Genomic DNA, 12,800 nt, shown 5'->3' on the forward strand with positions numbered 1-12,800 from the left:
TAAGATGGGAAGAGCATTCGAAGTAAGAAAAGCCGCCATGGCCAAGACCGCTGGCGCGAAAACTAAAGTGTATTCTAAGTACGGTAAAGAAATTTACGTGTGCGCTAAAAACGGCGGCGCCGATCCAGATACTAACTTGTCGCTTCGTCGCTTAATGGAAAAAGCGAAAAAAGACCAAGTACCCGGTCACGTTATCGATAAAGCGATTGATAAAGCCGCTGGTGGCGCAGGTGAAGATTTCCAACCAATGCGTTATGAAGGCTTTGGTCCAGGCAACTGCATGGTAATTGTGGATTGTCTTTCTGATAACGCTAACCGTACCATTACAGAAGTACGCAACTGCTTCACTAAGACTAATGCAAAGCTTGGCGCTCAAGGTGCGGTATCGCACATGTTCGATCATCAAGCGGTATTCCAGTTTGATGGTGACGACGAAGACGCTATTTTGGAAGTCTTAATGGAAGCGGATGTTGATGTGACTGAAGTGGAAGGCGAAGACGGAAAAATTACCGTTTATGCACCGCATACTGAGTACTTCCAAGTTAAAACTGCGCTTACTGAAGCTTACCCAGATATTAGCTTTGATGCAGAAGAGATGAGTTGGATCCCGCAAACGGAATCAGAAATCAGCGAAGAAGACATGCCAATGTTTGAAAAATTCATGGACATGCTGAACGACTGTGACGACGTACAAGATGTTTACCATAACGGTATAACACCGAACTAGACCGAACACGATCTACTCTTTAAAAGCCCTCTATGATTGAGGGCTTTTTCGTTTGTATAGGCTTGGCAAAAGTAATAGAGGAATGGGGGACAGAGTGCTTTTAGTCTAGATTCACACAGCCTCTATTTTCTGGCTCTATTTCCTAGGCCCAATTCCTAGGGTCATTTACTAAGGTAAAGCTAGGCGACAACGGCGGGATACCAACTCCCTAATGTTAAGCCAAAAAGACCAATAATAAACACAGCAGAGACAACAAGCAGCGTTACGCTTATTAGGTTTTTGAGTAGGGATACTCGATTAGTATTGCCAGCAGCACTGCCAGTAGCACGGTCGGTAGCAGTTACTTTAACTACCCAAATTAACTGCACAATAATATGAGGGGCTACGTAAGACAGTACACTTACACTTATTACGGCAGGACCAGTAAAGTCGGCAGTATTAATGCCAAGGGTGCCAAAAAGTGTCATCCAAGCGAATATGAATAACCTAAAAAAGAGCACGCCATTGGCGGCTAAAAACAAATGTAGCGCCCACCTTTGATGCAGCGTCACGTTAGCGTTTCTTATGGCACGAATCGCAAAGAAACTACTTACAATCACCATCACGCCTGAAAAAGCCGTTAACCCATGTAGTAAAGGATTCCCAACGGTACCCCGAGATAACAGGAGATACATGCCCGCTAGCGAGATACTGCACGCAAGGGTGACAAAAAGCCGGCCATTGTATTTGTGAAACGTTTTATAGTTACGCCTAATGGCTGGTACTAGCTGCAAGCTTCCGCCAATAATCATTACTATCGCCAATAAAACATGCGCGGCGTACATCCCATTGCCAAGTGAGTCGCCCGCAACATAGGCCGTGCTATTAAAGCGATTCCATTGAGATACTCCAACAGTCACAACTGTAAAGCCATAGCCTGCAATCAGATAACTAACAAAAAAAGCTTGTGCGATGAGCAAACAAGAAAATGCTATTTTCTGACTCGCCTCATAAAGTTTCGATGCGGCTGATAAGCTAGTGGGTGTCGCAGTAGTGGGTGTTAGTGGATCGGGAGTTGGGGGGTCAGGTTTAAGAGAAACCGGTGCTAAGGTACTTTTCGCCAACATATCTTTGCCTCTTGAATAAATGCTTTGCCCTCTAATGTCCCTCTATCGTATAGAAAATAAGGGCTCATTCTTCTCAAATTCGAAAAATGAATACCTTAAGTTGGGGCTTTTGACATACTCCTTAACAAAGTTCTTTTGTGCTTGGCGGTGATTCTTCTTACACTGAGGGCAGAGCTATATATTAAGGCGTAGAACCCCTGTGGCATGGCATAACGAGTTACCTTATTACCTTTTAGTGTGCTGTAGTTTGAGCACAATGCTTACTCATGCACTTAAAAAAGATAAGCAATCGGTAGACTATTTAGTTGCCATATTTAGTGCATCGCTTTGTATGATGGCCACGCAGAAATTGAGTGCTGACACCCTTGGTGTATATCAATATGTTATTGGGCTAGCAACCTGTGCGACATGCAATGTGGTTTGGTTAATTGCAAGAACGTTATTTCGAGAACACAACCCCTTAAGTCGTAGGCACTTTGCAGTCGCATTTGTGATTGCAGGATTAGTGATATTTAATCAAACGTGGCACTTAGTAGTATCGAGCGATATTCCACACCTGCTAAACCAAGCACAGATGCTTAAACTTAAACAGGGAATGAATGAAATTACGACTTTGCTTTCATCAAGCATTTTAGCGTTGTCTTTTTGGGAAGCTCTACGCGGGTTCGAGAACAAAAATACCACACAAAAGCGCCAGTCGATTGTTTTTGCCACTGCCTTTTTCCTAGGCTTATTTAATTCTTCAATATTACCTAAGTTTCTATTCACGCCCTCAGAAATTGAATATTACGCACCCTGGTTAATATGTTCTTCGGCAATGCTAATTCTTGGCGCTATTCAGTACGTGGTTCACGCGCAAAAAATGAGTGTTCGACTTAGCGGCCAAATAAAAAAACAACAACAGAATGAACCACGAAATCAAGTTAACGCTGACACAGCTAGTCAATCATTAAATGGCGGCATGTCTGATTCTTCTTGTCTCACTAGCACTTGCAGTGAGGGCGGTGCAATACAACAAGATGAAGCCATTGATATGTCTATAGTGAAAGGAATAAATAGGTTAATTCATCAAGAACAAATATTCCTGCAGCCAAACTTAAAAATTGCTCATTTAGCGCAAGCGTTGAACACGTCGGAATACAAAGTAAGCAAGGTCATCAGAGGCTATTTTGCTACTGCCAACTTCAACCTTTTCGTAAATCAGTTCAGGGTAAAACACGCTAAGCAATTATTACGAAGCAACGAATGCCAGCAATGGAGCATTTTGGTAATAGCATTGGAGAGTGGGTTCTCGTCCTTAGCAACATTCAATCGGGTGTTTAAAGCTATTTCAGGGCAAATGCCAAATGAATATAGAAAGCAGGGAAGCACAATGAATTGTAGTGTGCCAATCCTATAAAAACAGCAGTTCAGATTTACACTAAGAATCATCGATGACCAATAGTTTTAGTGCCTTCTAGCATGTCATCTGCACAATGGTTGCCGTGAAGCACAGAAATGTCGCCGGTGGTTTCCAGTACTACCGCTCTCACTTGCTGCATGTTAAGCACGTTCGCCTCTCGAAGCTTTGCCATGAGATCGCTACGGGCGACCCGCGTTTCGGCTAGCGCAGAATCGATAATTTCACCGTCGCGCATCAATATAACAGGGGTATTCTGCATAAGTGCTTCAATTTTATCGGAACGTCTGCGCAATCGGGCAGTGACGAACTGCACTAAGAACAATGCTGCCATAGCAATCATTGCCTGAAAAAACGCGCTCCAACTATTAGTTTGAGACGCACTTGCTAGCAATGAACCTACTGCTACTGTCATCACAAAATCAAAATTGGTCATTTTAGAAAAGGAACGCAACCCATTCACGCGTACCAGCAGCACCACCCAGAACATCCCCATGGTGGTTAACAGTAAGCCTTTTAGCAGTAAATCTAGGGTAGGGATGGCGCTAAACATGATGTATTCCTTCAGATTGGGCTTAACAACGTTTGTACCCTGCTAGTAAGCAAAGAGATTAGTATTTGCATTTTACTATTTCGTACCCATATACAGCGCAACGGAATAATAGAAAGTTATCACTACCGCCCTTATGCATCGTTTTATGCCTGAACGTCACAATGACGATCATTCACCTTCTCAGAAAAACTACGCGTCTTCAGTTTACGCGTGGGTATTTTCTATTGTGGTGTCGGTGCTTGTATTCAGCGCGCCATTTTCAGCCTATTGTGCAAACGATACTGCATCTTTTAATGAGCAAACCCCGCAGATATCCTTTTCCGACTTCGGCCTTTCTGTTGCTACACGCTTTGGGTTTGCCCAGCACAGTCAACAGCAAGATGCCGATTTAGATAATTCAGATGAACATCTACTTCTCTTTGGATATCAAAATCATTTAGCTCTCGTCGATTTCTCGAATGCTATCTTTAGCAGTCCCTTTGAATATATTGCCTTTTATTGGAAGGGCATATCGAATCGCGGCCCACCTTCTTCCCTGTAATACCTTACTGATATCACGCGCTGCACTTGCAGTGCTTCTCATTTTTTAAAGGTTTATTGCAGGATTTTTTATGACACGATTTTCATTTCGTGGCCTAGTGTATGCGCTGGTTATTTTACTAGGCTTACTTAGCGCCGCCCCCAATATATTGCCCGATTCACTTAAGCAGCATGTACCGCAGTGGTACAGCCAACATACGCTTTCGCTTGGTTTAGATTTACAAGGTGGCTCTCATTTATTATTAGAAGCCGATACTGACGCGTTGTTTGCTCGGCAATTAGATACCTACTCTTCTGCGCTTTTTAGTGACTTGAGAGAGCAAAACATTCGCTATGTTAAACATACTTCCAAAAACGCGTTAGCAGTACAATTTACGCTTTCGAACCCCGATGACCTTTACAACGTTAAACAGCGGGCAAATGAAGTGTCGCTGCAATCAGATGGCAGTAGCGCGTTGCTTCTGACACAGCAGGGCACTGCTCCAAAAGGTATCAGCCAAAAAGGGAATGTGATTAACCTTTCTCTAGCCCTTACTGAGGAATACCAAGAAGCAGTAGTAAAAGATGCGATTAATCGTAGCCTTGAAGTGGTTCGCAAGCGACTTGACGAGACTGGCCTCACAGAGCCAAGTGTAACCCGCCAAGGTAGCGATGCTATTTTAGTGCAAATGCCCGGTATTTCAGACCCAGCAAGTGTAAAAGCCTTACTAGGTACTACAGCGCAAATGCGTTTTCACTGGCAAACGCAGGTGAAAAATAGCGAGAGCTTTACTCGGGCTGACATTAGCGGCAGGCAGTACTTACTTGAAAAGCATGTCGCGCTAGAAGGTGAGCATATTACAGACGCAGCAGCAGTGTTTAGCCCTGAAACCAGCCAACCCGTGGTGACGTTTCGTTTAGATAACGATGGCGCTCGACAATTCGCTACCATGACAAAAAACAATATTGGTCGCGTGTTAGCGGTAGTGCTAGATGACACGGTCGTCACGGCGCCGGTTATCAATAGCGTTATTTCTGGGGGCAGAGGCGAGATTACCGGTAGCTTTACCATGAGCGAAGCGCAAGACGTGGCACTGATGCTCCGTACTGGCGCATTACCTGTACCGCTGCATATTATTGAAGAGCGCACAGTAGGGCCGGATTTAGGTAGCGATGCTATTGAAACCGGCGTAAAAAGTGGCATTGCGGGGGCGCTGGGTGTTTTAGTCTTTATGGTGGGTATTTACGGTCGCTGGGGCGCAATTGCGAGTGTTGCGCTTACGGTGAATATGGCGCTGGTATTTGGTGTGCTTACGTTGTTTGGCGCCACACTTACTCTGCCTGGTATTGCTGGGCTGATACTCACTATGGGCATGGCGGTAGATGCAAATATCCTTATTAACGAACGTATTCGTGAGGAAACGAAAAAAGGCAGGCCAGCAGGTAGTGCCCTGAAAATTGGTTTTGATAAGGCGTTTGGTACTATTGTTGATTCAAACTTCACAACCCTTATTGCCGTTAGCTTATTGTTTGTTTTTGGTAGTGGACCAGTGAAAGGTTTTGCCGTCACTATTGCAATAGGCTTGATAACTTCACTGTTTACTTCGGTGGCGCTTACTAAGTTGCTTATGCAGCGAGCAACAAGAAAGCATCAAAGAGAGCCAATCAATTTATCTTCGCCATTGTTAACCATGGCGGATAAATTAGGGCCGTTTAACTTTCTAAAATCTAAAAAGATAGCTTTGAGTGTTTCACTGATATTAACCCTGTGTTCCATGGCGTTCTTCTTTAAACCTGGCTTGCAATACGGGGTAGACTTCACCGGCGGTACCATGATGGAAATTTCTGCGCCTCAACTTTCTACTGAACAATTGCGCACAGTGCTAAAACAACACCATTTTGAAGACATTGCTATTCAAGAATATGGCGCCGAAAATCAGTACTTATTGCGTGCGCCCGTATCAGAACAATCGAACACTGTACCTATTGCAGAAGCTAATGCCGGATCCAGTACCGTAGCCACGCAAGGTAGTAATATCGAAGCGCTAAAACAGGTGATACAAGACGCCGACAGTACCGTGATATTCAACAAGGTTGATGTTGTAGGCCCGAAAGTAAGTGATGGCTTTGCCGACTTGTCTATTCTAGCTTTGCTTATTGCTGGTGGTGGAATGTTGGCCTATTTGTGGTTTCAGTTTGAAGCGCATTTTGCTACCGCCGCCTTACTTACCGTGCTACTTGATTTAACCAAAACTATTGGCTTTATTGCCTTAACCGGTATTGAATTTAATCTTACCGCAGTGGCCGCGCTACTGGCCTTAATAGGATACTCAATTAACGATAAAGTGGTAGTGTTAGACCGCGTAAGAGAGTTGCTGCGCATTAGTCCAGAGCGTTCCCTGGCCGATATTATCAACGAAGCGGTAAATAGCACGCTAAGCAGAACGGTATTTACTTCGTTAACCACACTGCTTGCTTTGCTACCGATGGCGCTAGTAGGGGGAGATGCAGTTAACAGTTTTGCCGTACCCATGGTATTTGCAGTGGTTATTGGCACCTCATCGACCTTGTTTATTACTTCATCGTTACTTCACATGCTGGGTAAACGTAGAGAGCAAAAAGGGAAGGCTCAACTTCGTCCTACTTCTGAGGAGGTGAAAGCGTCGCTGGCACATATACCTTAACCGCTCAAATCGAAATTGGTGGAGCGGTGAAATACCGCTTTGCTCATTTCATCTGTATACTGTTATTACTAAGTTAAAGGGAGATAACGTGTGTTTGCTGTAGACCAAATTATTCTACTCAGTGCTTTGTTAGCTATATTTGGCGTGTTGGTCAGCAAACTGTCCCCCCGTTTTGGCGTGCCGGTATTGGTCCTCTTTTTAGGTGTGGGCATGCTGGCCGGTGAAGATGGTATCGGTCGCATTTCTTTTGATAATGCCGATGCTGCCCATTCCATTGGTACCTTTGCACTTATACTTATCCTGTTCGATGGCGGCCTTCAAACTTCAAAGAAGTCTATAAAACGGGCGTGGAAACCCGCCGCATTGCTGGCATCATTTGGTGTGGTAGGTACAGCCGCCATAACAGGCGTAGCAGCTATGTATATTTTAGATTTGCCGCTCTATCTTGGTCTGCTTCTTGGCGCGATCGTAGGGTCTACTGACGCCGCAGCTGTCTTCTCTGTAATGCGCAATGCGGGCATTACTATACCCTCTAGGATAAAAGCGACGTTAGAGCTTGAGAGCGCATCAAACGATCCTATGGCTATTTTCCTCACAATCGGACTAATTACCCTAATTCAAGACAGCAGTACTAAGGCAACAGAGTTAGCCATATTGTTTGTCAGTCAAATGGGCGTGGGAGCCATTACAGGTGCTTTGGTAGGTGGCCTAGCGGTTGCGCTGTTTAGGCGCGTAACGCTTATGGCGATTGGTTTGTATCCAGTGTTTGTTATGTTATTCGGGGTCTTGGCCTTTGGTTTAGCCTCGAATTTAAATGGTAGCGGATTTTTGGCGACTTTTATTACCGGCGTAATTGTGGGTAATAGCCGATTTTCCTATCAACGAAATACCTTTGTATTCATTGATGGCTTGGCTTGGTTAAGCCAAATAGCGATGTTCGTTATTTTGGGCTTGTTGGTTACCCCTTCTGAGCTTCTACATACTTGGAAAGAAGGCTTATTGATTGCGGTAGTACTTATTTTTGTGGCCCGGCCGCTGGTGGCAATGCCTTTGTTATTGCTCAGTCGGTTTTCATTTAAAGCTTCAGTGCTTATTTCTTGGGTAGGACTTCGTGGGTCTGTGCCTATTATTCTGGCAATTTTCCCACTCATTTTTGAATTACCCAGCGCCGAGCTTATTTTTAACGTGGTGTTCTTCATTGTGATGATTTCAGCCTTACTGCAAGGGGCAAGTTTACCCTTTGCCGCGCGAAAATTGGGGTTGGTGCTAGAAAACCCCAGAGGCGAATCGAATACGCTAGAAATTGTTAAAGTGGCTAAAGACAAACGGGAGCTCATTGAAATAGTGCTTCACGCTAGGTCAATTTCCACCGGGAAATGTATTTCAGAGTTGGGGTTACCCGAAGACACCGTTGTGGCGTTAGTCGCCCGTGGTGAAAGTACGCTTATCCCCAAAGGAAGCACAGTATTACGAGCAGAAGATCAGGTTTTTGTCATAACAAAACTGCTTGATAAGAACACGGTTGAAACATGCTTTTATGGTGATACTTAAAAGCTCACATGTGGTTGTCGCTATATGAGGCATCTTCATGTAGAATGCGCCGCGGAGTTGGCCAGGCAATCGCCGCTTTCGTAAGAAAGGGGAGGAAAGTCCGGGCTCCAAAGGGCAGGGTGCCAGATAACGTCTGGGCGGCGCGAGCCGACGACAAGTGCAGCAGAGAGAAGACCGCCTAAGCCAGCAATGGCCGGTAAGGCTGAAAGGGTGCGGTAAGAGCGCACCGCACACCTGGTAACAGGTTGTGGCAAGGTAAACTCCACCCGGAGCAAGACCAAATAGGATCCCTTAACGTGTGGCCCGCATGGGGATCGGGTAGGTTGCTTGAATCAGTGAGTAATTGCTGATCTAGAGGAATGGTTGTCCACGACAGAACCCGGCTTATCGGCCAACTCCACCTTTAGTGCAAAAGATTGGAAGAAGAAAATTAGAGGAACTTCTACTATGGAACCTATCGTAACTAAGATTATTGCTGTCGCAAAGGATGAGGGAGCATACTTGGCTGAGTGGATTTTTTATCATCTCTACAAAGGTTTTGATGAAATAGAAGTTCTAATTAATCGCACTACAGATCCTAGTAGAACTATAATTGATAGGATTAATAAAACCTATCCGCAAGTTTCTTTTACTAATGTTGATTTTGTTGATTGGGTTCCTGGAGCAGTACATCAAAAATTTCAACAAATCGCTTATGCTAGCGCGTTAGAAACGACTATAAACTCTTCTGAAAATCAAACCACCCATGTAATGTTTTTAGATATCGATGAGTATTGGGTTCATGAAGATTTTTCGGTTTCAATTTCTTCTTATTTAAACCAAGTTGGTTCGGAGAAAGCCATTTCATTTTGTTGGTTGAATGAGCATCCTAGCGACAAGCCTTTTACTTACCTTGATAAAACGCTTAAAGGGAATAGATCTCAACTGGTTAAATCTATTTTTCCTTTGTCTCGTGGAATGAAAAAAGTACAACTGCATCAACCTATTTTAAAAACTGGCAGATTCGTTAACGCTGATGGTTCTCGATGGGAAGCTTCCGATAGCTCTTCAGAACAGTCTATACATTCGATTTATAAACCTGCTTTCATATGCCATAGGCTTTATCGGTCACCTATGGAATATACATCTACCTTAATGAAAGGAAATATTCGAGGCGGGGAGATTCCTTTTAAAACAAATCGTCACGGGTTACCAAACGGAACATTAATTCCTCAAGTATCATTAGAAATGGACCATATGAACTGGGTTGAATATGAAAATGAGAGAGACGATTTTATTCGAAAATTAGATTTGCAGTCACTTATAGATGATTCTAGAGAATTTGTAAAAGAGCGTTATGATGCCTCTGTGGATACTTTAAGGAAGTTATTGCCAGTCCATCACAAACAATTAATTAAGTTATTTTCAAATGTAGAATGTGAAGAAGTAGAGGCTACCTTTAGTGCATATCATGATGAATTGATACGTTCTTTCGAAGAGCAAGTAGAGAAAGTCAGAGATTTAGCTCTCCTTGTAGAACAGTATAGTACGGTGGAGGCTCTCAGAATAATGGAGATAGCGTTGAGTTTAAGGCCTGATGGACCAAAGATTAAAGCTAAAGTTATGGCATACAGAGAAAAATTAGATATATAAAATTTAATGAGTATTATAAATATAGTATGTATTTTCAGAACCCGGCTTATCGGCCAACTCCACCTTTCTTTTGAGTAAGTGAAGCGTCTGCTTCACTTGCCATTTCATCATTCGCTCAATAATTTAACTAAGTTGTCCCAAGGCAGCGGGCGAGATAAATAGTATCCCTGCGCCCAATCACAACCGTTTTCCCGTAGATAATTCATCTGAGCTTCGGTTTCAACGCCTTCGGCAATGACGCGAAGGTCATATAGCTTAGCCAAGCTTTGAATAACCATCACCATCTTGCTGCGTGGTAAGCGTCCGGCAATCCCACCTAGCGCTTAGTAAACTGCCATGGTAGTAGTTGCTCGATGTTCGACTCTGGCTTGCTGAGTTCATCAAGGCACGTCATCACATACTCGAACACATTGAGGTCGTTGGCCTTAGCGGTTTCGATGATGCTGTAGAGCATTGCGCTGGCGTTTGCGCCTGTGGCGGTTTGGCTAAACAGCCAGTTTTTTCTGCCTATGACGAACGGTTTAATCGCGCGCTCAGCGCGATTATTATCAATACTTAGTTGGCCGTCGAGTGTATAACGAACAAGCTTTTCCCATTGATTCAAGCTGTATTGTATCGCTTCACCTAATTTGGTTTTCGGTAACACTTGTTGAACTGATTTTTCTAGCCATGTGTAGAGCTGATTGAGTAACGGCAGGCTCTTTTCTTGTCGGGCGAGATAGCGCGTTTCCACCGTTTTATCTTTTAGCTGTGTTTCGATGCGGTAGAGTTTTTGGATGTGATTGAGTGCCCAATCTGCTTTGCCACTGCCTTTTTTCCCTGCGCCTTTCTTCGCTTCCATGAACTTGCGACGTGCGTGTGCCCAACAACCGATGAGTGTGGCTTGCGTTTGTTCGTAGCCTTGATAGCCGTCTACTTGTAGGTAGCCGCTATAGCCTTGCAGGAAGTCTACTGCGCATTGCCCAGCCCGACTATTGTGGTAATCGTACAACACGATATTGGATGTCGCTGTATCGGTGATATTACCGCTAGGTGAATCAGCGCCACTGGCGTACAACCACATATAACTGTTCGCTTTTTCAGACTCAACCACCTTCAACGTAGTTTCATCCGCCGCGATAACGGGTTGTTTTAGCAGATGTTGATGAAGCTGGTCATAAAGCGGTTTAAACAACTCAGCACAGCGGATTATCCAGTCCGCTATCGTCTTACGGCTTAATTCGATACCATGCTGTTTAAACATAGATTCTTGACGATACAGCGGTAGCCCATACTGATATTTGCTGGTGATAATTTGGGCTAACAAGCTTGGTGTGGCATAGCCTTTTGGGATAACGCTGTGAGGTACGGGCGCTTGTTTTACCTTATTGCTGATACCGTCTTTCTCACAAGTACGACATGCATATTTAGGACGAACATGCTCAATCACTTTAACCTGAGCAGGGATAAACTGAAGCTTTTCTGACGTATCTTCACCTATGCGATGTAACTCACTCGCACAACAGGCACAGACTTTCTCTTCGTCGCTGATATCGTGAACAATAACTTCGCGGGGCAGGTCTCGAGGCAATGGTTTACGTGTCGGCTTTTTACGAGTGTAGCTAATCGCTTCTTCGGCTATTTCAGTTTCAACAACCAGCTCTTCCGCTTCATTGAACAACTCACCTTGCCCAGGGTGGCCTTCGGTGCTTTTACCGAACTGCTTATGCTGGGCAATACGAAACTGTTCTTCAAGATATTGATACCGCGACATCACCTGCGACAACATCTTTTTCAATGTTGCTGGGTCGTCGGGTAGGTTTTCGATATCAATATTCATGACGTTATTATCATGCAATAAGCCACTGATTACACGACATTATTAAGACTATTTCGTGATCGTTAATCACTACTTATGATCACAGGTTATAAGCCGGATGCATTGTAATGCAACGGCTGATGACCTATGACATCGTAGCCCGATAACAGCCACTGTAGCTGCTGTTCATTCACATGCATTTGCTGTGAGTCCGCATCGACAGGCCACTTAAACCGATGCTTCTCAAGCCGCTTGTACCAGAGTGCGAAGCCCGTTTTATCCCAATAGAGTATTTTGAGCTTATCGCGCTTTTTATTGCAAAACACAAACAGTGCATCGCGAAACGGATTCAGGTTCATATCCTGCTCAACGACGACAATTAAGCCGTTAATCGATTTGCGGAAGTCGACGACATCCATGTATAGATAAATATCGGCAGGCTCAACAAACATCTTCATTCGCCAATGCCTTCATCACAATAGCAACCCAATGAGGACTCATGTTCGTTGGCACGCTCAATTGAGCGTTTCCAAGTTGCAGGAGAAGGTCGCCCCCCATTTCCTCAGTGTATGACTCAACTTTCTTGACTTCACGCTTCACCTGAACGAACTTGCTACTCGTTCGTTGAAGCCTAATGTCACGACGCCGCGTATAGTAGGTTTGAACGTTAATCTGCTGCTGGCGACAAAACTCCACCGCAGTGAGTCCACTTTGTTTTTGTTGCTCAAATAAATTGAGCCAGTCTTGTATGTCTCTTCGTTGATGTCGCTGCATGGATATTCTCCTTAGCAAAAAAGAACACCATGCCGCAGCTAACTTATGAATTGAATG

Annotated in this window: 12 protein-coding genes and 1 other RNA gene; 7 read left to right on the forward strand and 6 right to left on the reverse strand. The window is 44.2% G+C overall.

Translation table 11 applies throughout. The features are described from left to right. Positions 1 to 4 precede the first annotated feature (4 nt). Positions 5 to 727 carry a YebC/PmpR family DNA-binding transcriptional regulator gene (locus tag AAC006_RS04005; protein ID WP_013785342.1) on the forward strand — a complete coding sequence of 241 codons (723 nt, stop codon included), beginning with the start codon at positions 5 to 7 and terminating at the stop codon, positions 725 to 727. Positions 728 to 906: 179 nt separating this feature from the next. Here the strand turns inward: AAC006_RS04005 and AAC006_RS04010 are convergent, their stop codons facing one another. Further along, entirely contained in the window at positions 907 to 1,833 is a 927-nt protein-coding gene (locus AAC006_RS04010) for a DUF2306 domain-containing protein (protein ID WP_126874039.1), read from the reverse strand. Between the two features lie 199 nt (positions 1,834 to 2,032). On the opposite strand from AAC006_RS04010, the gene AAC006_RS04015 reads away from it, so the two are divergent. After that, on the forward strand, positions 2,033 to 3,232 hold the full coding sequence (locus AAC006_RS04015) for a helix-turn-helix domain-containing protein (RefSeq protein WP_126874038.1): 1,200 nt from the start codon (positions 2,033 to 2,035) through the stop codon (positions 3,230 to 3,232). Positions 3,233 to 3,260: 28 nt separating this feature from the next. Here the strand turns inward: AAC006_RS04015 and AAC006_RS04020 are convergent, their stop codons facing one another. Next, complete coding sequence (locus AAC006_RS04020) at positions 3,261 to 3,785, reverse strand: YetF domain-containing protein (protein ID WP_013785336.1); 525 nt, start codon at positions 3,783 to 3,785, stop codon at positions 3,261 to 3,263. A gap of 145 nt (positions 3,786 to 3,930) precedes the next feature. On the opposite strand from AAC006_RS04020, the gene AAC006_RS04025 reads away from it, so the two are divergent. From AAC006_RS04025 to AAC006_RS04045, 5 genes are all read left to right on the forward strand, one after another. Next, positions 3,931 to 4,326, forward strand: coding sequence for a hypothetical protein (locus AAC006_RS04025; RefSeq protein ID WP_148259110.1), 396 nt, complete (start codon positions 3,931 to 3,933; stop codon positions 4,324 to 4,326). Positions 4,327 to 4,396: 70 nt separating this feature from the next. Beyond that, positions 4,397 to 6,988: a protein translocase subunit SecD gene (gene secD, locus AAC006_RS04030; protein ID WP_126873035.1), complete on the forward strand. Its 2,592-nt coding sequence runs from the start codon at positions 4,397 to 4,399 to the stop codon at positions 6,986 to 6,988. 90 nt (positions 6,989 to 7,078) lie between these two features. After that, positions 7,079 to 8,539 (forward strand): potassium/proton antiporter, encoded by a 1,461-nt coding sequence (locus tag AAC006_RS04035; RefSeq protein WP_339890724.1) that lies wholly within the window; start codon positions 7,079 to 7,081, stop codon positions 8,537 to 8,539. A 53-nt stretch (positions 8,540 to 8,592) separates the two neighbouring features. After that, an RNA gene (gene rnpB / locus AAC006_RS04040) (RNase P RNA component class A) lies at positions 8,593 to 8,942 on the forward strand. Between the two features lie 44 nt (positions 8,943 to 8,986). Then, entirely contained in the window at positions 8,987 to 10,171 is a 1,185-nt protein-coding gene (locus tag AAC006_RS04045) for a glycosyltransferase family 2 protein (RefSeq protein ID WP_126873037.1), read from the forward strand. Between the two features lie 107 nt (positions 10,172 to 10,278). Here AAC006_RS04045 and AAC006_RS04050 read toward each other — a convergent pair whose 3' ends face one another. The 4 genes from AAC006_RS04050 to AAC006_RS04065 all read right to left on the reverse strand — a co-directional run bounded on the left by AAC006_RS04050 (position 10,279) and on the right by AAC006_RS04065 (position 12,743). Then, positions 10,279 to 10,455 carry an EAL domain-containing protein gene (locus tag AAC006_RS04050; RefSeq protein ID WP_339890725.1) on the reverse strand — a complete coding sequence of 59 codons (177 nt, stop codon included), beginning with the start codon at positions 10,453 to 10,455 and terminating at the stop codon, positions 10,279 to 10,281. A gap of 32 nt (positions 10,456 to 10,487) precedes the next feature. Continuing rightward, positions 10,488 to 11,990: an IS66 family transposase gene (locus AAC006_RS04055; protein ID WP_100971755.1), complete on the reverse strand. Its 1,503-nt coding sequence runs from the start codon at positions 11,988 to 11,990 to the stop codon at positions 10,488 to 10,490. Between the two features lie 86 nt (positions 11,991 to 12,076). Then, complete coding sequence (tnpB, locus tag AAC006_RS04060; protein WP_100971757.1) at positions 12,077 to 12,427, reverse strand: IS66 family insertion sequence element accessory protein TnpB; 351 nt, start codon at positions 12,425 to 12,427, stop codon at positions 12,077 to 12,079. Continuing rightward, positions 12,411 to 12,743, reverse strand: a complete 333-nt coding sequence (locus AAC006_RS04065) for a hypothetical protein (RefSeq protein WP_100971759.1) — start codon at positions 12,741 to 12,743, stop codon at positions 12,411 to 12,413. Before AAC006_RS04065 ends, tnpB begins: the two co-directional genes overlap by 17 nt. Between the last annotated feature and the right edge of the window lie 57 nt (positions 12,744 to 12,800).

It is taken from the genome of uncultured Alteromonas sp. (assembly GCF_963976965.1).
Taxonomy (GTDB): Bacteria; Pseudomonadota; Gammaproteobacteria; order Enterobacterales; family Alteromonadaceae; genus Alteromonas; species Alteromonas naphthalenivorans.